This window comes from Ferrimicrobium sp., from assembly GCF_027364955.1.
Lineage (GTDB): Bacteria > Actinomycetota > Acidimicrobiia > Acidimicrobiales > Acidimicrobiaceae > Ferrimicrobium.
The window spans coordinates 66,453-84,649 of record NZ_DAHXOI010000008.1 but is presented as its reverse complement, the minus strand read 5'-3'; the positions used below and the strand labels follow the sequence as shown (position 1 = coordinate 84,649).

At 59.0% G+C, this 18,197-nt stretch carries 24 protein-coding genes; 1 reads left to right on the top strand and 23 read right to left on the bottom strand.

Annotation, left to right across the window (positions count from 1 at the left end; translation table 11 throughout):
* Positions 1 to 163: 163 nt before the first annotated feature.
* From tsaD to M7Q83_RS07370, 9 genes are read right to left on the bottom strand one after another with little or no spacing between them, the layout of a single operon-like run.
* Positions 164 to 1,237: a tRNA (adenosine(37)-N6)-threonylcarbamoyltransferase complex transferase subunit TsaD gene (gene tsaD, locus M7Q83_RS07410; RefSeq protein ID WP_298336904.1), complete on the bottom strand. Its 1,074-nt coding sequence runs from the start codon at positions 1,235 to 1,237 to the stop codon at positions 164 to 166.
* Positions 1,218 to 1,742, bottom strand: coding sequence for a ribosomal protein S18-alanine N-acetyltransferase (gene rimI / locus M7Q83_RS07405; protein WP_298336902.1), 525 nt, complete (start codon positions 1,740 to 1,742; stop codon positions 1,218 to 1,220). Before rimI ends, tsaD begins: the two co-directional genes overlap by 20 nt.
* Positions 1,739 to 2,416 (bottom strand): hypothetical protein, encoded by a 678-nt coding sequence (locus M7Q83_RS07400; RefSeq protein WP_298336901.1) that lies wholly within the window; start codon positions 2,414 to 2,416, stop codon positions 1,739 to 1,741. The genes rimI and M7Q83_RS07400 overlap by 4 nt, the downstream gene beginning before the upstream one ends.
* Positions 2,404 to 2,853 carry a tRNA (adenosine(37)-N6)-threonylcarbamoyltransferase complex ATPase subunit type 1 TsaE gene (gene tsaE / locus M7Q83_RS07395; protein ID WP_298336959.1) on the bottom strand — a complete coding sequence of 150 codons (450 nt, stop codon included), beginning with the start codon at positions 2,851 to 2,853 and terminating at the stop codon, positions 2,404 to 2,406. The genes M7Q83_RS07400 and tsaE overlap by 13 nt, the downstream gene beginning before the upstream one ends.
* The gene (locus tag M7Q83_RS07390; protein ID WP_298336899.1) at positions 2,843 to 3,415 is read right to left on the bottom strand and encodes a uracil-DNA glycosylase; all 573 of its coding nucleotides are present in this window, start codon (positions 3,413 to 3,415) and stop codon (positions 2,843 to 2,845) included. The genes tsaE and M7Q83_RS07390 overlap by 11 nt, the downstream gene beginning before the upstream one ends.
* Positions 3,408 to 4,550, bottom strand: a complete 1,143-nt coding sequence (gene alr, locus M7Q83_RS07385; protein ID WP_298336898.1) for an alanine racemase — start codon at positions 4,548 to 4,550, stop codon at positions 3,408 to 3,410. Before alr ends, M7Q83_RS07390 begins: the two co-directional genes overlap by 8 nt.
* Entirely contained in the window at positions 4,547 to 5,977 is a 1,431-nt protein-coding gene (locus M7Q83_RS07380; RefSeq protein ID WP_298336896.1) for an NAD(P)H-hydrate dehydratase, read from the bottom strand. Before M7Q83_RS07380 ends, alr begins: the two co-directional genes overlap by 4 nt.
* 20 nt (positions 5,978 to 5,997) lie before the next feature.
* Positions 5,998 to 6,366, bottom strand: coding sequence for a holo-ACP synthase (gene acpS, locus M7Q83_RS07375; RefSeq protein WP_298336895.1), 369 nt, complete (start codon positions 6,364 to 6,366; stop codon positions 5,998 to 6,000).
* Positions 6,363 to 7,304: a LysR family transcriptional regulator gene (locus M7Q83_RS07370; protein WP_298336893.1), complete on the bottom strand. Its 942-nt coding sequence runs from the start codon at positions 7,302 to 7,304 to the stop codon at positions 6,363 to 6,365. Before M7Q83_RS07370 ends, acpS begins: the two co-directional genes overlap by 4 nt.
* A 72-nt stretch (positions 7,305 to 7,376) precedes the next feature.
* Here M7Q83_RS07370 and M7Q83_RS07365 point away from each other — a divergent pair, with 72 nt between their 5' ends.
* Positions 7,377 to 8,393 carry a glycosyltransferase family 4 protein gene (locus M7Q83_RS07365; protein ID WP_298336891.1) on the top strand — a complete coding sequence of 339 codons (1,017 nt, stop codon included), beginning with the start codon at positions 7,377 to 7,379 and terminating at the stop codon, positions 8,391 to 8,393.
* On the opposite strand, the gene glmS is transcribed toward M7Q83_RS07365, so the two are convergent.
* The 14 genes from glmS to M7Q83_RS07295 form a co-directional block, all read right to left on the bottom strand.
* Positions 8,380 to 10,218: a glutamine--fructose-6-phosphate transaminase (isomerizing) gene (gene glmS / locus M7Q83_RS07360; protein ID WP_298336889.1), complete on the bottom strand. Its 1,839-nt coding sequence runs from the start codon at positions 10,216 to 10,218 to the stop codon at positions 8,380 to 8,382. The genes M7Q83_RS07365 and glmS overlap by 14 nt on opposite strands.
* A 13-nt stretch (positions 10,219 to 10,231) precedes the next feature.
* On the bottom strand, positions 10,232 to 11,569 hold the full coding sequence (locus M7Q83_RS07355; RefSeq protein WP_298336888.1) for a hypothetical protein: 1,338 nt from the start codon (positions 11,567 to 11,569) through the stop codon (positions 10,232 to 10,234).
* A complete protein-coding gene (rpsI, locus tag M7Q83_RS07350) occupies positions 11,570 to 11,962 on the bottom strand; it encodes a 30S ribosomal protein S9 (RefSeq protein WP_298336886.1) in 393 nt (130 codons plus the stop codon). It abuts the gene before it with no gap.
* Between the two features lie 8 nt (positions 11,963 to 11,970).
* A complete protein-coding gene (rplM, locus tag M7Q83_RS07345; RefSeq protein WP_298336884.1) occupies positions 11,971 to 12,420 on the bottom strand; it encodes a 50S ribosomal protein L13 in 450 nt (149 codons plus the stop codon).
* A 2-nt stretch (positions 12,421 to 12,422) separates the two neighbouring features.
* Positions 12,423 to 13,352 (bottom strand): tRNA pseudouridine synthase A, encoded by a 930-nt coding sequence (locus M7Q83_RS07340; RefSeq protein WP_298336882.1) that lies wholly within the window; start codon positions 13,350 to 13,352, stop codon positions 12,423 to 12,425.
* A 9-nt stretch (positions 13,353 to 13,361) separates the two neighbouring features.
* Positions 13,362 to 13,718 (bottom strand): 50S ribosomal protein L17, encoded by a 357-nt coding sequence (gene rplQ / locus M7Q83_RS07335; RefSeq protein ID WP_298208868.1) that lies wholly within the window; start codon positions 13,716 to 13,718, stop codon positions 13,362 to 13,364.
* On the bottom strand, positions 13,718 to 14,656 hold the full coding sequence (locus M7Q83_RS07330; protein ID WP_298336880.1) for a DNA-directed RNA polymerase subunit alpha: 939 nt from the start codon (positions 14,654 to 14,656) through the stop codon (positions 13,718 to 13,720). Before M7Q83_RS07330 ends, rplQ begins: the two co-directional genes overlap by 1 nt.
* A gap of 78 nt (positions 14,657 to 14,734) precedes the next feature.
* A complete protein-coding gene (gene rpsD / locus M7Q83_RS07325; protein WP_298336878.1) occupies positions 14,735 to 15,361 on the bottom strand; it encodes a 30S ribosomal protein S4 in 627 nt (208 codons plus the stop codon).
* Entirely contained in the window at positions 15,362 to 15,760 is a 399-nt protein-coding gene (gene rpsK, locus M7Q83_RS07320; protein ID WP_035389048.1) for a 30S ribosomal protein S11, read from the bottom strand. It abuts the gene before it with no gap.
* A 59-nt stretch (positions 15,761 to 15,819) separates the two neighbouring features.
* Positions 15,820 to 16,197, bottom strand: coding sequence for a 30S ribosomal protein S13 (gene rpsM / locus M7Q83_RS07315; RefSeq protein WP_298336876.1), 378 nt, complete (start codon positions 16,195 to 16,197; stop codon positions 15,820 to 15,822).
* A gap of 2 nt (positions 16,198 to 16,199) precedes the next feature.
* Positions 16,200 to 16,313 (bottom strand): 50S ribosomal protein L36, encoded by a 114-nt coding sequence (gene rpmJ / locus M7Q83_RS07310; protein ID WP_081901038.1) that lies wholly within the window; start codon positions 16,311 to 16,313, stop codon positions 16,200 to 16,202.
* A 92-nt stretch (positions 16,314 to 16,405) separates the two neighbouring features.
* Positions 16,406 to 16,630 carry a translation initiation factor IF-1 gene (infA, locus tag M7Q83_RS07305; RefSeq protein WP_081901039.1) on the bottom strand — a complete coding sequence of 75 codons (225 nt, stop codon included), beginning with the start codon at positions 16,628 to 16,630 and terminating at the stop codon, positions 16,406 to 16,408.
* A gap of 131 nt (positions 16,631 to 16,761) precedes the next feature.
* Positions 16,762 to 17,517: a type I methionyl aminopeptidase gene (gene map / locus M7Q83_RS07300; RefSeq protein WP_298336873.1), complete on the bottom strand. Its 756-nt coding sequence runs from the start codon at positions 17,515 to 17,517 to the stop codon at positions 16,762 to 16,764.
* A gap of 2 nt (positions 17,518 to 17,519) precedes the next feature.
* Entirely contained in the window at positions 17,520 to 18,197 is a 678-nt protein-coding gene (locus tag M7Q83_RS07295) for an adenylate kinase (RefSeq protein ID WP_298336871.1), read from the bottom strand.

Sequence of the window (18,197 nt, the reverse complement as noted above, 5' to 3'; positions counted from 1 at the left end):
CCTCCTTGTTTGAGTTAACTTGCCACCTATTGGCCAACTAGCACTCTAGTGCCTCGAGTGCTAACTTCCATCCTCACAGGCAAGTTTTCTCGCAGCAGGGAGCGTACTTGACCCAGATGGGCAACGATTCCGCAGGCGAAGTCGATGCCGAGCCTCTCTGCGTCTAAACACCCTCGATAAGGGTACGCCCGGGATCGGCATCGACGGCACTAACACCTGGATCCCCCATCGATCGGTGAAAGGCAGCAGCCGCAGCGATCATCGCTCCGTTATCGGTGCAGTATCGTTTCGCAGGGATCGCTCCAGCGATACCGCGATCAGTGGCGACCTGGCGGATCATGGTACGCAACAGTTCGTTGGCAGCGACACCACCGCCGAGCACGACCGATGCATAGGGTGCAAGAGAGAGCGCACGATCGACCTTGATCACCAGCGCATCCACGGCGGCGATCTGGAATGCGGTCGCAATTTCAGCTACTCCCACCTCAGGATGCGTCCTCACGAACGACATCACCGCCGTCTTCAAACCCGAGAAGGAGAAGTCAAGTCCTTCGCCTCGCAACCCGCGAGGAAAACTGATACTCGGCGCCGTGGCTTCCTGGGCCACTCGTTCAATCGCTGGCCCTCCTGGGTAGCCGAGATCCAACAGACGAGCCACCTTGTCAAAAGCCTCACCGGCTGCGTCATCCTTAGTTCTTCCGATCAGTCGATACGCGCCAGGCGCCTCCACCCTGATCATCTCGGTATGCCCGCCAGAGACGAGGAGCACCAGCGCCGGCAGCTCCACCGGTGCCTCAAGGGCCGCCGCGAACAGATGACCCTCCATATGATCCACTGGATAGAGTGGAAGATGTCGTCCGAGCGCTAAGCCCTGGGCGCTTCCTACCCCCACCATCAGTGCCCCTGGCAAGCCAGGGCCGTTGGTCACCGCTATCGCGTCGAGTTGATCGAGGCCCAGATGCGCCTCATCGAGGGCGGCGCGAATCGTCGTAAGGATCGCGTGATCATGGGCCCGCGCAGCCAACTCAGGCACCACTCCGCCAAACGATGCATGAATCTCGATCTGGGATTGAATGATCGACGAGAGCACGGTCGTCCCTGACAGTACCGCCACCGCGGTCTCATCGCATGAGGTCTCGATGCCCAAGATCACACCGGCGTCGACAAGCCGTAACTGCATGCTGGAGGGTTCGGTGAAAGCGGTGTTGCTGGAGTGCTCAAGCATGGGTTCGTCCATCCTGGGTGAGCGTTTCAGCAATCCCCTGACGCCGGGCCAACTCACCAGGCGCATCGAGGTCATAGAGCCACATGATGATCGCATCCTCGCCGTTGTCATGGTAGTACGCACGTCGGATCGCCACCGGAGCAAAACCAAAGCGCTGGTAGAGGCGTTTGGCGCGGTCGTTATGGGCGCGCACCTCTAGCGTGCAGTCCTTGATTCCCTCCACACGGGCGGCGTCAAGCGCATCGAGGACCAGGCGGGTCGCCACCTTGTGTCCCCAGTGATGAGGATCAACCCCGACGGTGGCTATGTGTGCCTCGTCGATGATGTAGAGCATGCCCAAATAACCCAGCAGCTGATCACCCTCCTCCGTCACCGCAACGCGATACCGTCGGTCTTTGCGTCGAGTAATCTCCTCCTCAAAGAGTCGCCGACTCCACGGAATACCGGAGATTTCCTGCTCGATTCGCACCACTTCATCGAGGTGTTGTTCTTGCATCGCCATGATACGCACGGTCATGATTGGCGACCGACCCTACCGATTGACCCATCAGCTAAGCGCACGTCAAAACCCCGTCGAACACCAGAATCCTTCACGTACCAGGCACGTAGATCTCCAAGATCGCTCACCGCCCCGCACCGGAAGCGTGTCACCGCGTAGTCAACCAAGTTATGCTTGGCCTCAAAAAGCTCCGCACCCCATCGACGCCCCTCCTCACGCAACTGACCCGCTACCAGATCTTGAGGTTCGATCGACAGATCAGCCGGAGCAAGCACACGCACACGATCGATCGCCTGGGCCTGGCCCGCACGGACCTCGACCTGAAGTAGCTTATTGCGACCAAGCGGTTCAAGGATGAGGCCACGCTGGCCCGCACCAAGAACGCTCGCAAGGTCCTCAGCCAACGGATCGAGCGATCGGAAACTCACCACGGGAACCCCCAGCGACCAGGCCAGAAGGCGCACAAAGGCCGCCGCGCTGCGCAACGGTAGCAGTGGTCCTGGCCCAGTTACCAGCGCCAGTAGCTCGATCACGTCGCCATCGGTGAGCTCTTCGACGGTACTCGCGAGCGTGCCGAGTGGACGATCACCGATAGATCGCTCACGATCGACCCCGTCGCGCCGCGCGACAATCCGTCCGGGACGAGTCGTGCAGTCGACCAGGACGGTCAACGGGGTACTCAACGTAGCCATTGCAGTCGCTCCTGCCAATCGGGGGTTCCTTCGAACTCCATCACGCGTCCATAGTCTGCAACCATGATGGTAATCGCCAGGCGCTCATACTCTTCGAGTGCACGCCCATGTTCTGCCCACTCGACAATCACGATCGCGCCTCGATCCAACTCCTCCAGGATACCTTGGTCCTGGAGGTAGTCGGGGTCCTGCACGCGGTAGAGATCAACATGGTAGAGCTCGCCTCCTCTCGCGAGGGCGTAGGACTTCACGGTCACAAAGGTCGGAGAGGTCACTGGCCGCTCGATACCGAGGCCATTGGCCACCCCCTGGGTAAAGGTGGTCTTACCCGCACCCAACTCCCCCGTCAACAGGATGAGGTCACCAGCGACCAGCGTCGTTCCAAACCGGCGACCGATCGCAACCATCTCCTCGGGCGTTGCCAACTCACGTCGCATGCGGCCCACCAGAAAGCGTTAAGCGAGCTCGTGCAAAATCCACTCGCATCTCCGTCAGGCGCGTGGCCCCGCCTCGCAAGACGTAGGCGGGGTGATAGGTTGGGATAACGAGAATGCCATTGCGATCATGTCTACGACCCCGTAACGCGGTCAACGACCCCGTCACACCGAGGACACGAGAGACGGCCGTCTTGCCAAGCAGGAGTATGACCCGCGGATCGACTAACACGATCTGGCGCTCAAGCCATGGTGCACAGGCATGCATCTCGTCAGGTCGCGGATCGCGGTTGTTTGGAGGTCGGCACTTCACGACATTGGTGATGTAGACCTGGTCTCGGGTACGCCCAAGCTCCTCCTGGATCAACCGATCCAGGAGCTTCCCTGATCTTCCTACGAAAGGGCGACCCAGTTCATCTTCCCGTGCCCCAGGACCTTCTCCGATGATCATCAGGTCACTTGGGACCTCACCCTCACCGACCACGACCTGCGTGCGGGTCGTGGCCAACCCACACGACTGACAGACGAGCGCCTGCGCACACAGAAGTGCAATGGAGTCAGCCACGATATCTCCTGGGAACACGATCACTGATGCCAGTCAGAATCTCATAACTGATGGTGGAGAGACGAGTCGCGAGTTCATCAGCTCCGATAAACTCCGAACCCTGTGCGCCGATGAGCACTACCTCATCACCGACCTCAACGGCGGGATCGGTCACAGCGACCATGAGATGATCCATCGCCACCACGCCGGCCAGGGGGTGACGCGTTCCTCGGATCAACACCTGACCCCCAGCATCGAAGAGTCCGCGGCGGAACCCATCGGCGTAGCCGATGGGAATCGTTGCGATCGACGTCCCCGCGGGGTGCCAGCGTCGATGTCCGTACGAGACTCCACTGGCCTGCTCGAGTTGATGGAGCCTCGTTACCCGACTCACGAGCCGCAGCACTGGTCGCACAGCGACTTCGCTGACACCATAACCATACATACCGATCCCAAGACGGATCAGGTCAAAACCGGTCTGTGGGTAGTTGACCAGGCCCGCCGTATTGGCAAGATGCAGCAGGGGCGGTACCTCCAGTAGGCCGACCACGCCCTGATAGACCTCTTGCAGACGCATAACCTGTGCGAGCACGCTCTCCTCACCCGGCTCTCCTTCATCTGCCCTGGCCAAGTGCGAGTAGATCCCCGTCACCCCGATGCCGGCCGCCTGAGCCGCCTTGGCCATAATGAGGACCTCCCCCGCCTCGCTGCCCAAGCGATGCAGGCCAGTCTCCACTTCGAGTTGCAGAGTCGGCTGATACTGGGCGCGATCACGCCGAGAGAGCGCCTCTACCTCCTCGATCATCGAAGTGAGGGTCTTGGTCGTATGGATCGTCGGGGTGATGCGATGTCTGATGGTCTCACCAAGCAGAGAGGGGTCCGGCTCTCCAAGGAGCACGATCGGCAACTGCACGAGGTGTGTACGCAGCGCGATCGCCTCATCGAGAGTGGCCACAAAAAAGACGTCAGCGCCACCCAGAGCCGCGGCGGCGGAGACCCTCTCGGCACCATGGCCGTAGGCATCCGCCTTCACCACCGCGCCAAGCCGGACCTGGGCGTTAGCACTCCGTGCGAGGGAATGGAGACGCGCGACGTTCTCGCGTACCGCCACCAGATCGACTTCGGCATAGGTCGGTCGGCGCGAGGAGGTGATCACCGAAGCAATTCCTGCGCGGGCGACACGCAATTGAGACTCCCGTAATAGCGCGCGATGGCCTCAACAAGCGACGTCGCCGTCACTTTGCCGGTGGCCACACCCGCACCAGCCGCGCCGTGCAGGTAGGCCCCAGCCCAGGCGGCCTCATAAGCAGACATCCCTTGTGCAAGGAGCCCGGCGATGACTCCAGCGAGCACATCACCAGTCCCGGCGCTCGCCAGTTTGGCCGTTCCAACAGCTGACAGGGCGACCGCACCCGATGGATCAGCGACGATCGTCGGTGATCCCTTCAAAAGGACGACGGCACCGCTATCGATGGCCGCCTGCGAACAGGCTACGACTGGGGAGCCCTCGATCGGACCAAAAACCCGTTCGAACTCACCATGATGCGGTGTCAAAATGGTCGGAGCTCGCCGGCGTGTGAGCGTTCGAGCAAGATTCGCCGTGTCACGAAAACAGGTCAACCCGTCCGCATCAAGAACGATCGGGCAATCCGTATCGACCAGAAGACGACGGACGAAGTTCCCAATCTGCAACGAACCTCCAAGGCCCGGCCCCAGCACGATGGAACGAAAGCGTCTGGAGGCGGCGACGACCGGTTCCGCGAAGTAGGACTCGAGCCGATCGACGACGACTTCGCTAGGGTGATCGATCATCTCATTCGGCTCCGCCCTCGTCACCAGGTGCACCATCCCCGCACCAGCCGCCATTGCGCCTCCCGCACCAAAGCCCGCAGAGCCACGCATGCCAGCTGAGCCGCCAACGACCATGACACCTGCCGACCATTTGTGACTCTGGGCGGGCACCTCTGGGATGACAGCGCCAAGATCACGGGCTGTCACCAGATGGCAACGCGAATCCACCGGATGCAGCTCTGGAAGGATACGCACCAGCCGGCCCGAGCGCTCACGCCCTGGCCCAAAGAGATGACCAAACTTGAGCGCACCGATAACCGCGGTGTAGTCTGCATGAATCGCCTCGCCGACGAGTTCTCCGGTGTCACCGGAGATCCCAGAGGGAAGATCAACGGAGAGTACTGGGACCCCGTCAGGCAACTTTGGTGGGTCAAAGGGCCGAGCCAGACCCGTTCCAAGGATCGCATCAACCACGAGATCTGGCTGAGGACCCATCGAGAGCAGCGGCATCGCCTCGGGCTCGACCACCAGGGCCGACACCCCGAGTCGGTTGAGATGGTGCCCCATGCTCCGCCCGTCGTTCCCGTTGTTACCACGCCCAGCGACGATCAGCACGCGACGGCCATAGGTCCCGCCGAGGAGAGAAATCGCCGCCTGTGCGAGTGCATACCCCACCCGATCGATCACCGCAGACGTCGCCCCTTGTTCCGCTAATTCGCGATCAAACTTCGCGACCTCTGCTACTGAGACTACTGGATCCACGACAACGACCTCCCGACTCAACTCCGTCACATGAGCCTAGCCGTCGACCGTTACTCCTCGATTAGCGCAACGACATGGGCAATCGCGAGCATCTTGGTGTGCGTCAAACTCAACGAAAACTCGACAACGCCACCATCCATAGCGAGTTGGGCTGCACCTCCCGACAGCTGTAGAACAGGCGCACCAGAGGGTAGTCGCAGGGTCTCGATCTCCTGGAATCGCACCGACCCTAGGCCCACCCCTAGCAGTTTCATCGTCGCCTCCTTGACCGCAAAACGAGCGGCAAGGCTCTCTGGACGCCCGGATACAGAATTGAACTCCGCCCGTGTGAAGAGGCGCTCAACGATCTGAGGAGTGCGCTCGAGGGCGACTCGAAACCGAGGCACCTCAACGGCGTCGATGCCGGTGCGGATTCTCACTCGATCTCAGGTGCCCCGACCATCTCGGCCGTCTCCACAAACCGTGCGGCCGGCGTCGAAAGCGTCTCTCGCGCCCGCGAAATGATCCTGAATCGCCGAGCTATCGGTGCCAATTCTCGAATCTCTACCCGAACCAGCTCGTGCGCAGCGACCTCTCGCACCACCGCGAGTGAGGAGAGAAACCCACCGCCAACGCCCTGAAGAATCGCCTCCTTGACCGCCTCGCCGCCGGCCAACTCGATCGCCAAGCGCGGTGCTAACCCACTGGCCGCGAGGGCCTCCTCCGTGGCACGTCGCACACCAGAGCCCGCCTCCCGAAGGATCAGCGGGATGCGTGACACCTCGCCCCATCCGAGCATCTGGTTCGGAAGCGCACCGAGGAGCTCTGGTCGCACCACGTACACGAGATGATCTCCACCAACCATGATCTCAAGCATGTTCTCGGGCAGCTCCTCAGATGGGGATTCGATGACCCCCACCTCGAACTCGCCAGCAACCACCAACTCCGTCACCTCGGATGAGTTGAGCGACCGTGTACGCAGATCAACACCGGGAAATTTGGTACGATACCGTACAAGCCAGCGTGGGAGAATGTAGGCAGATACCGTATTCGAAGCCGCGATCAGCAACAGTCCGTCGTTACCCTTTGCCACGCTGTCGACGTAGTCAAGAACCCCACGATAGGCACGATAGACCTCGCGGGCACGACGGGCCAGGTCTTGACCAGCAATCGAGAGCTCCACCCCGTGTCCAGAACGGACGTGCAGCCGTTGACCCACCGCATCCGAGAGGTGTTTGAGTTGTTGGGAGACACCCGGTTGCGAAATACCAAGCTCCTTGGCTGCATCAGAGAGGTTATGTGTCTCGGCGACAAGCGCAAGCGTGATGAGGTAGTTGGGATCGATACGGCGTTGCTCTGGAGTGATCATAACTGCCATTAGTGTATCGCGAAACCCGATAACAAATGAAATAGGCTCACACTGATCGTCTGGTGAGTCTACGCTACATGCATGGCATCACCTCGGCGTATCGGCTTTGTCGGCACGGAACTCGCACCCCTGACACCAAGTGCAGGTGGACTCGAACGACTCGTTACCGGTTGGGCAGCCGGACTCGACGGTTACGAATCCATCCTGGTCTCACGCTTTGATGATGGAACGCAATCCACCCACCATAGCCGTCTACCCCTCGCCCAAGTGGTTGAGTCCTGCGACGTGGTGGTGATCAACAACCGACCGGAATGGACCCACCAGATCGACAAGCCAACGGTGCTCATCCTCCATAACACCGCCGAAGCATGGACCCCGACCACAGGGGAATCACAACCACCCGCATTGGAGCCAGTCCCCATTCCCCGCCAGGTCACCGTCGCGACGGTATCGCTCTTCCTGGCCCATCACGCGAAGCATCATCTCGGGCTCACCTCGCTCCCCCGAGTTTTACCACCCTTTGTGGATCCAGCCTTTCTCTGTGGTCCGCCGTGGAATGGATCAGATCAGCGGCTATTGTTTCCGAACCGCCTGCTGGTCAAGAAGGGGGTCGAAGAGACCATAGCCACCGTTGAACGGCTTGCTCACCCAAGGTCAATGACGGTCTTCCTGGCGAACTTTTCCCCCTGGACCGAGCCCACCGCCGAACATCGTGCCCTCGTGGCCCGTATCGAGGCCTCTACCCGATGCACGCTGGCACCCCGAATCGACTCCAGTACAAAACTCGCCACACGTATGGCCGCCGCGTCGGCCATCCTTGCACCCTCTACGCGACCTGAGGGTTTGGGTCTTGTTCCCCTTGAAGCACTCGCACTTGGCATTCCCACGATCATCAGTGGCCTCGGCGGGCTACGTGAACTCGCTCCCTACGGTGCGACAATCACCGAACCCACCGACACCGACTCCTTTGCGGCCGACGTTGAAACAGTCCTTAGTGCACCGCCGGTCATCGACCATCGAGGCATCCGTCGCGACTTTAGCCTTGCTCACTCGATCGCAATCCTCGAAGAGTTAATCGAGGCGATCATTCAACAGTGACGGTCTTGGCGAGGTTGCGGGGCTTATCGAGATCGTATCCGCGTACCTGTGCCATCCAACCAGCTAGCACCTGTAAGGGAAGGACCATCAATAGCGGTGACCAGAGCGGATCGGATTGCGGCACCCGGAGGATGGTGTCAGCGAGATCGGTCGGACTCGCGTCGCCATCGACGGCTACGACGACGAGCTTGGCACCTCGCGCTCGCACCTCCTCGAGATTGGAGAGCATTTTCTCGTGAAGACGATCCTTGCCAAGAAGCGCCACGACCACTGCCTGCTCATCGAGCATCGCAATCGGGCCGTGCTTGAGCTCGCCCGCAGGGTACGCCTCAGCCGCGATATAGCTCAACTCCTTCATCTTCAGCGCCCCCTCCATGGCCACCGGATAGAGAAGATTACGCCCAATGAAGAAGAATCGTTCCCGATGAAGATACTCGGCCATGCCGGCACGCCAACTCTCTTGCCGTTGCACCGTCATACGCAAGAGTTCGGTCATCGCTAGGAGCTCTCGCCGGCGTCGTTTGGACTCCTCCGGGTAGAGAACCCCCTTTAACTCCCCGAGATAGATGGCCAACATCCCGAGCGCTCCGATCTGGGCGAGATGGGTCTTCGTCGACGCAACAGAGATCTCGGGCCCTGCCCGTGTGTAGAGCACGGCGTCAGCGACTCGACTCAACTGGCTACCGATCACGTTGGTGATGGCGATGGTGCGCGCACCACTGGCCATGCATTCGCGCAGAGCGGTGATCGTCTCAAGGGACTCTCCTGACTGGCTGATGCCGACCACCAGGGTATCCGCGTCAAGGATTGGATCGCGGTAGCGGTACTCGGAGGCGACATCGACCTCGACAGGGATCCGCGCAAGATGCTCGATCAAGTAACGGCCTACCAGACCAGCGTGGTAGCTCGTACCGCATCCGATGATTACCACCTTGCGGACTCGCCGAAGTTCATAGGAGTCAATCGAAAGTTGATCGACTATCGCCTCATGGTCGAGTGTCATCAACGCTGACACCGTATCGTAGAAGGCCTCGGGCGACTGATGCAACTCCATCTCGTAATAGCTCGCAAAACCGTCGAGCACGGCATCCTGCGAACTCCACTCGATCGTGAGTGGCTCCAAGGTCGCCAATGACACTCCCCCGTCGCCCTCGACTCCCTCACCAAGGACCACCACCTTATCCTCGGGCACTTCATAGAACTGATCCGCAAGGGAAAGAAAGGCCGGCGCATCCGAGGCGAAAAAGGATTGCCGCCCATTGCGCCCAGCGAGCAATGGAGATGTTCGACGCACACCGAGAAGGAGTCCAGGATACGAACGCAACGCAACGACGATCGACATATGTCCAAGGAGCTGCCCAAAAACCGTACCAAGGGCATCAGCGGGGCGCCCGCCATCGCGCAACGCCTCCTCCAAAAGGTGCGCGATCACCTCGGAATCGGTGTCAGAGCGGAACACGTGTCCCCGTTCAAGCAGGGCTTGGCGCAGTTCGCGAAAATTTTCGATGATGCCATTGTGCACAATAGCGATCTCCCCAGTGCAGTCCAGGTGAGGATGCGTATTCGCCAGGGTCGGTGCTCCGTGCGTCGGCCAGCGAGTATGTCCCACCATCACCTGACCCGTGGTGAAAGGCTGCGCTGTCAACCAATCCGCTAAGACTCCCATTGACTCACGGGCTACCGATGCCTTCGCCACCTCAAGCTCACCGTGATGGATGATCGCCACTCCGGCCGAATCGTAGCCCCGGTACTCAAGCCGACGAAGCCCCTCAAAAATCGAGACAAGATCCAGCTCGGCCCCCACCGCTCCAACGATACCGCACATAGCAAGACCTCCTTTAGATCGACATGAGCCGTCCGGTGACGACCTCCACCTTGGCAACGAGCTGGTCGGCCAAGCGTTGGGCCACCCCGACATCCGCTGCTTCGACAAGAATCCTGAACACGGGTTCAGTACCGCTTGGACGCAATACCACTCTTCCATCAGATCCCAACTCAGCCTCGACCTTGGCAACCAACTCCAAGAAATCAGTCTCTGCGAGGATGCGGTCGCGCACCTCGGTCTTGACTTGCCGGTGTATCTGCGGAAACCGTACCACCTCTTGGGCACGGAAACGATCTAACGATCCGCCCCAGTCTGCGAGCGCGTGCAACAATAGCGCTCCGGAGACCAGCCCATCACCGGTAGGACCAAGGTCTTGTACGATAATATGCCCACTCTGCTCACCACCCAGAGAGAGCTCCCCCTGCACCATTGCCGTAGCGATCTGCCGATCACCGACGTCGGTCCTGACAACAGAGATGGCATGTCTGGCCAAGGTGCGCTCAAGGCCAAGGTTGCTCATGACGGTGGCCGCCAAAGCGCTGTGTGCAAGCGCATGGCGTTGCTGCAAATAAAGAGCGAAGAGCATCAGCAGTTCATCGCCATCGACGACCGTCCCTGACTCACTGACCGCAATCAGACGATCAGCGTCGCCATCGAAGCAGAGACCAAGGTCTGCCTCGTTGTCAACCACCGACCTGGCCAAGACTTCAGGGTGCAAGGCACCAACTCCATCGTTGATGTTACGCCCATTCGGACGGTCGCCGATGGCGGTGACGACCTCTGCACCGAGTCGGGACATCAACAGCGGTCCCATGCGCCAGGCTGCTCCATTGGCACCATCGATGACCACGCGCAACGGATACGTCACTGGGCCAAGACGATCGAGGACCCAATCGACATACGCCTCATCGAAGGAGCGATGCTCAACACGACCGAGTTCGCCGAATGCAGGCCGCTGTCCCTCCAAGAACCGCGCGAGATGTCCTTCAATCGTCCGTTCGACCTCGGCTGACACCTTAGCTCCCTGTTCGTTGAAGACCTTGATGCCATTGTCGAAGTAGGGGTTATGGGAGGCCGAAATCACCACCGTCGGGCGGTTCAGTGTACGGGCCACCCACGAGAGCGTTCCCGTTGGCAGAACCCCACCGTCGATCAGATCAACCCCAGCCGAGGCGATCCCGAGGCTCACCGCCTGGGCAAGCCAGTACCCTGACTCGCGTGTATCTCGCCCAATGACAAAGGCTGGGGGCTGTATCGCGTGAGCGATAGCAACCCCCAGCCAATAACCGACCTCCATAGTGAGCTCCTGATTCGCACGACCGCGAATCCCATCGGTTCCAAAGCGGAGCATTTACCGCTTCGAATACTGAGGAGCCTTACGAGCCTTCTTTAGACCGTACTTCTTGGATTCCTTCTTGCGAGCGTCCCTCGTCAACATGCCCTCTTTCTTCAGGGCTGCTCGATGCTCTGGGTGCAACTCGATGATGGCACGCGCCAAGCCGAGTCGGATGGCATCCGCCTGACCAGCGATCCCACCGCCATCGACGGTGGCATAGACGTCATAGACCTCGTCAAGCTCTACCAGCTTCAGCGGTTCAACCAGTTGGCCTCGTTGCGATACTGAAGTCACATACGTGCGTAGCTCCTTGCCATTGATCACCACAGCACCGTTGCCAGGAACCAACCGCACTCTCGCTGTCGCCGTCTTGCGTCTACCAGTGGACTGTGTCAAAGGTGTAGTCATTTCGCTCCTTACGAGGCCTTGATGCGATTACTGAGATCGAACACGGTCGGCTGCTGAGCCGTGTGTGGGTGGCTCGGGCCCGCATACACTTTGAGCTTGCGGAACATCTGGCGCCCTAAGCGATTCTTTGGCAACATACCTTTAATGGCGAGTTCAACCGCTCGCTCTGGGTGCTTGTCCATCATCTCGAGAAATTTCGACTCACGTAGACCACCTGGGTAGCCGGAGTGGTGATAATACACCTTCTTCTCCGCCTTTGCACCAGACAGTTGGATCTTATCGGCGTTGATCACCACGACATGATCGCCGCAGTCGAGATACGGCGCGAAATAGGGCTTGTGCTTACCCTTGAGGAGGCTCGCAACCTCCGTAGCAAGCCTACCCAAACGTAAGCCTTGCGCATCTACTACCCACCATTCACGCTCCACCGTAGCGGTCGTGGTCACAAACGTCTTCATACTTACTCTTTCTCACTCAAATCCGGCTCACTCAAATCCGGCTCACTCAAATCCGGCTCACGTGCATACCGTGTTCGCGCTGGAACCGGCTGCGGGTCATAGGGAGCTTCGGCGCTCCATTCTAGGGGAAAGGGAAGCTCCAACCTGTCGATCACTACCCAGTCTTGGTCAAAACCCCGATCAAAAACGGTTTTTGCTGCCCATTCCCAGATCGGCTGGTAACCGATCCTCCATAGATAAAGACCGCGGGCCGGGGCTAACTCACAGAGTGGAGCGCGATCGCGCGCCACGACGGCCTCTACGACGCGAGCAGCTGACCAACGGCCACGCCCAACCTGGACAAGTGCGCCTACGATCCGTCGGACCATCTGATGGCAGAAGCTCACCCCAACCACCGAGATGTCAACGAAACCCTCACCGTCGACGATGTCGATGGCGAGGAGGCGACGTCGGTAACCTCCGGCGCTGTTGGCTTTACAAAGCGCATCGAACTCATCGACGGAAGCGAGCCAATTTGCGACCTCAATCATGGCAGAGATATCCAACTCATGAACCAAGGGCCAGGCATTCGGGAAGAGTGGATCCCGTGTTGCCCTACGAATTCGATAGCGGTATTGCCTCCAGAGGGCTGAGTGCCGGGCATGGAACTCCTGAGGTACGCTCATCCCCGCACGAAGGAAGATACCCTCAGGCACAATCGCCTGCAGCCGTGGGAATGACTCGCGAGCCAGATCAGAGGCTGCGAATGAAACCACCTGGAACCGAGCATGCACTCCGGTGTCAGTCCGACCTGCAAGGGCGACATCGCCGACCTCGATCTTGAGTAGCGAAAGCGCACGTAGCAACGACCCAACAACCGTCTCTACCTGCGGTTGTGGCGCCGACCCATGGAAGGGCGATCCATCATAAGCGAGGACCAGCGCCCACTTCACCTGCTTTGGTTAGACGAACTCAATCACGACCATGGGTGCACCATCGCCATGACGCGGCCCACGCTTGAGAATCCGCACATAGCCACCCTGTCGATTCTGATATCGTGGCCCAACCTCATCGAACAGCTTCTTTGTTGCATCCTCATCACGGAGAAACGCGATGACCTGTCGCCTCTGGTGGAGGTCACCCTTCTTGGCTTTCGTCACCAACTTCTCGACCACCGGGCGCAGCGCACGGGCCTTGGCATCGGTGGTCAGGATTGACTCTGCAGCGATCAACGAAGCACAGAGATTAGCGAGCATCGCTCGCTGATGGGATGCATCACTCCCGAGACGGTTGCCTCGTTTTGGACGGCCGGGTACCATTAACTATCACTCCTTAGGGACATATTTCGTGCTGCCAACTTCTCCGCCACCTCATCCAAGGACTTTTGTCCGAAGTTGGTGATGGCCAAGAGATCGTCGGCACTTCGGTCGACCAGATCACCAATCGTATTGATCTGCGCCCGCTTCAAACAGTTCCTCGGTCGCTCAGTGAGATCGAGCTCTTCGATCGGTAGATCGAAGTCGGGAGACCGCTCCTCTGCAGTCACCTCATCAGCGACCACCAGCCGACTTGCATCTGCTACCAACTCCGAGACGAGCTCAAAGATCCCGGTGAGCGTGCCGGCGGCTGACGCGAGTGCCTCACGGGGCGACAACGAACCGTCGGTCTCAACGTCGACAATGACCTGGTCGTAATCGGTCGCTTGTCCCACCCGCACCGGCTCTACCACGTAGTTCGCGTTCCGAATCGGGGAGAAAATAGCATCGATTGGAATGATTCCGATGGTGTTCGTCCGCTTGTTGCGCTCCGCAGACACATAGCCACGGCCCTGTTCAACGACGACATCCAACGCGAGTCTTCCCTTGTCGGAGACGGTTGCCACGTAAAGCTCAGGATTCACGACCTCGACCTCAGACGAGAGCATGAAATCTCCCGCATGCACGGTTGCCGGACCCTTCACATCGAGCCGAATGGTCACGGGATCCGGTGAATAGCAGCGCAGAACGATGTCCTTGAGATTGAGGATGATGTCAATCACATCCTCCTTCACGCCAGCGATCGTCGTAAACTCATGCAGTGCATCATCAAAACGCACCTGCGTGATGGCAGCACCTGGCACCGACGACAACAATACCCTTCGCAGGGCATTGCCAACGGAGTGACCAAACCCCGGTTCAAGCGGGCCTACCGAGAAGACCTGACGATTAGCGGTCTCCTCGCCTACCTCTTCCACCCTTGGTCGCTGAATTATGAGCATTACTCGTTCCTCTTTATTTCACTAGTCACTTCATCGCTACTAACCATGTTGGCCCTCTTGCGCGGCCAACCATCGCGGCTACTTCGAGAAGAGCTCGACGACAAGCTGCTCTCGAACATCGAGATCGATCTGCTCTCGAAGCGGCGTATTCAACACCCGTGCCGAGAAGCCCGAAGGGGCCATCTCGAGCCAAGCGGGCGCTGTCCGGGCAACGATATCACGGTTGAACTCGATGACGGCAAGCGAGCGTGAGCTCTCCTTCAAGGAGATCTCCTGTGTCGCGCGGACACGATAACTAGGAATATCCACCCGACGCCCGTCTACCAGGATGTGACCGTGACGAACGAACTGACGAGCCTGTGCTCGCGACGACCCCCAACCAGCACGGTATACCACGTTGTCGAGTCGAAGCTCGAGCAGTTGCAGCAACCGTTCGCCGGTGATACCTCGCTGGCGAGCAGCTTCCCCATAAGTCTTGGAGAACTGGCGCCCCATCACCCCATAGGTACGACGAACCTTCTGCTTTTCACGCAACTGGATCGAGTACTCGGAGGGCTGGCGTTGCCGATCCCGTCCGTGTTCCCCCGGGGGGAACCGACCCACCGTAATCGGGCACTTCGCACTCTCGCACTTTGGGCCCTTTAGATACAACTTGGTCTTCTCTCGTCGGCACAGCCGACAAACCGGCCCCGTATATCGCGCCACTTACACTCTTCTCCTCTTCTTTGGTCGGCATCCATTGTGTGGGATCGGCGTCACATCCCTCACCGACCGAATCTCAATACCTGCCGATGCGAGAGCCTTGTGGGCAGTCTCACGACCGGAACCTGGACCCTTCAACATGACATCGACCTCACGCACGCCATGTTCCATCGCACGCTTGGCGCAGGTCTCGCCGGCAACCTGCGCGGCGAACGGGGTTGATTTGCGGCTACCCTTGAAGCCCACATTGCCCGAACTCGCCCAAGCGAGTACGTTGCCGGTGGGATCGGTGATGGTGACAATGGTGTTGTTGAAAGAGGAATGGATATAGGCGACACCTCGCGCTATATTTTTCCTCTCCCGTTTGCGAGGTCTCCTACCTCCAGGTCGTGGCTTGGCCATGAAACTCCCTTCAAAGAACGCATCTGGCGAATCTCATCAATCGCCAATGCGTGAATTACTTAACGCTTTACCTTTTTCTTGCCCGCGACTGTCTTGCGTGGACCCTTACGAGTACGTGCATTGGTGTGCGTCCGTTGTCCATGGACCGGGAGTCCACGACGGTGTCGAATACCGGCGTAACATCCAATCTGGATCTTGCGCTTGATATTCTGATCGACATCCCTGCGGAGGTCACCCTCAACCTTCAAATTCTGGTCGATGTAGGTACGAAGCCGAAGTACTTCGTCATCGGTCAGATCACGCACCCTGGTATCCGGGCTCACCTCAGTCGCCGCACAGATCTGCTGCGACGTGGTAAGACCGATACCAAAAATATAGGTAAGCGAGATCTCTACTCGCTTTTCCCTTGGAATATCAACTCCTGCTATACGAGCCATATCTATCCTTGCCGTTGTTTATGACGCGGGTTCTCGCAAATCACGAGGACCCTACCTTCTCTGCGAATCAACTTGCACTTCTCACAGATCGGCTTGACGCTGGGTCGAACCTTCATAGTGCTCCTTCCATCACTGAACCAACTCCCGAAACGGGCGACTCGATCCACCGAGTCTCCTCGTCATTTCGTCGCTGCTTCCTCTAACCTCTTTATTTGTACCGGTAGGTAATACGACCACGTGCTAAGTCGTACGGCGTGAACTCAACCTGGACCTTATCCCCTGGCAAGATCCGGATTCGATGCATTCGCATCTTTCCAGAGCTATGGGCTAGCACCTTGAGACCATTCTCGAGCTCTACACGGAACATCGCATTCGGGAGTGGTTCTACCACTGTACCCTCAAGGACGATCGTGTCCTCTTTTCCTTTCGCCAGTTCATCCTCCTACCGATCACGCTGATTGATATCACCCAGACACGCCAGAACCTGACGACTACAGCAGTTATGTCGCGGCCAACAGGCCGCGGGGCGCAAAAAGCTACCTTGCTAGTATAATCGGAAGGACCTCAGGGAAGGTCGTCAAGCACGGTAAAGACCTCCGGTCCATCCTCGGTGATCGCGATCGTATGCTCAAAGTGCGCAGCCCATGTTCCATCGGCGGTGACGACACCCCAACCATCGGGCAACACCACGGTATCCTCGCCACCCAAGGTCAGCATTGGTTCCACCGCGTAGACCTCATTGACACGCAACTTTGGGCCGGGCCGCCCAGGCCAGTAGTTGGGGACATTCGGCGGCTCGTGCATCTGGGTTCCGATACCATGGCCGACATAGTCGCGGATCACGCCCAGATTAGAACCAAGCGCCACCTCCTCAACTGCCCGACCGATGTCGTGGAGATGGTTACCCTGCCTCATCATGGTAATCCCTGCCCGCAGCGATGCCTCGGTCACCTCGATCAATCGCTCTACTCGTGCGGGAACCTCTCCTACTGCAACCGTAATGGCCGCATCGCCATGGTAACCCTCGACGATGGCCCCAGCGTCGATCGAGATGATATCACCCTCCCGCAATACTTCGTCCTCACTCGGGATACCGTGCACAATGACGTTGTTGCGCGAGGTGCAGATGACCGCAGGAAAGCCATGATAGCCCAGGAAATTAGATCTCGCCCCCCGCCGTTCCAAGACATCGCGAGCTGCCCGATCCAAATCAGCCGTCGTGACTCCCGGACGAATAGCACTCCGGCATGCCGCCAACATCTCCGCCGTGACACGCCCTGCTTTGCGCATCGATGCCAGTTCAGTCTCTGTGCGAACCATGATCAACCACCTTCATAAAACCCGTGTTTTGCGAGAACATCGCTGATGCGCCCGAGCACCTCATCAGGAGTACCAACCCCGTCGACCGTCTCCAGTAGCCCCATGTCGGCATAGAATCCGAGCAACGGCGTCGTCGTCTTTTCATAAATTTCAAGCCGCCGCAGAATGGCCGCCTCGGTGTCATCCTCACGCTGTACTAACTCGCCGCCACAGTTATCACAGATCCCCACGGTCTTGGGGGGCAGTTCATCGGAGTAGATACTCCCACAGACTGAACAGACGCGACGGGACGAGAGCCGACGTAATACCAACGCCACCGACACCTCGAGATTGATCACCATGTGCAACGAGGCTGGCTCTAGCAGTGCGTTAAGCTCAATCGCCTGATCCTTGGTACGGGGGAAACCATCCAACACAAACCCACGCAAGCGCGCATCTGGCTGCTCCAACCGTTCAGCGATCACACCGTTGATCACCGAGTCTGGTACCAACTCACCACGATCCATGTAGGACTTAGCAAGCTGACCAAAGGGCGAACCCCCCGCAACCGCCGCCCGCAGCATATCTCCTGTCGAGATGTGAGGGATGGCATACCGATGTGAGACCCTCACACACTGTGTACCCTTCCCCGCCCCTTGTCGACCGACCAGCACGAGCCGGAGAGGGTGACCGGAGACCAT

Bases quoted from the DNA above. Each gene is read 5' to 3' on its own strand.
- tsaD (WP_298336904.1), bottom strand. From the start codon at position 1,237: ATGGACGAACCCATGCTTGAGCACTCCAGCAACACCGCTTTCACCGAA.
- rimI (WP_298336902.1), bottom strand. From the start codon at position 1,742: ATGACCGTGCGTATCATGGCGATGCAAGAACAACACCTCGATGAAGTG.
- M7Q83_RS07400 (WP_298336901.1), bottom strand. From the start codon at position 2,416: ATGGCTACGTTGAGTACCCCGTTGACCGTCCTGGTCGACTGCACGACT.
- tsaE (WP_298336959.1), bottom strand. From the start codon at position 2,853: ATGCGACGTGAGTTGGCAACGCCCGAGGAGATGGTTGCGATCGGTCGC.
- M7Q83_RS07370 (WP_298336893.1), bottom strand. From the start codon at position 7,304: ATGGCAGTTATGATCACTCCAGAGCAACGCCGTATCGATCCCAACTAC.
- M7Q83_RS07365 (WP_298336891.1), top strand. From the start codon at position 7,377: ATGGCATCACCTCGGCGTATCGGCTTTGTCGGCACGGAACTCGCACCC.
- glmS (WP_298336889.1), bottom strand. From the start codon at position 10,218: ATGTGCGGTATCGTTGGAGCGGTGGGGGCCGAGCTGGATCTTGTCTCG.
- M7Q83_RS07355 (WP_298336888.1), bottom strand. From the start codon at position 11,569: ATGCTCCGCTTTGGAACCGATGGGATTCGCGGTCGTGCGAATCAGGAG.
- rpsI (WP_298336886.1), bottom strand. From the start codon at position 11,962: ATGACTACACCTTTGACACAGTCCACTGGTAGACGCAAGACGGCGACA.
- rplM (WP_298336884.1), bottom strand. From the start codon at position 12,420: ATGAAGACGTTTGTGACCACGACCGCTACGGTGGAGCGTGAATGGTGG.
- rplQ (WP_298208868.1), bottom strand. From the start codon at position 13,718: ATGGTACCCGGCCGTCCAAAACGAGGCAACCGTCTCGGGAGTGATGCA.
- M7Q83_RS07330 (WP_298336880.1), bottom strand. From the start codon at position 14,656: ATGCTCATAATTCAGCGACCAAGGGTGGAAGAGGTAGGCGAGGAGACC.
- rpsK (WP_035389048.1), bottom strand. From the start codon at position 15,760: ATGGCCAAGCCACGACCTGGAGGTAGGAGACCTCGCAAACGGGAGAGG.
- rpsM (WP_298336876.1), bottom strand. From the start codon at position 16,197: ATGGCTCGTATAGCAGGAGTTGATATTCCAAGGGAAAAGCGAGTAGAG.
- rpmJ (WP_081901038.1), bottom strand. From the start codon at position 16,313: ATGAAGGTTCGACCCAGCGTCAAGCCGATCTGTGAGAAGTGCAAGTTG.
- map (WP_298336873.1), bottom strand. From the start codon at position 17,517: ATGGTTCGCACAGAGACTGAACTGGCATCGATGCGCAAAGCAGGGCGT.
- M7Q83_RS07295 (WP_298336871.1), bottom strand. From the start codon at position 18,197: ATGGTCTCCGGTCACCCTCTCCGGCTCGTGCTGGTCGGTCGACAAGGG.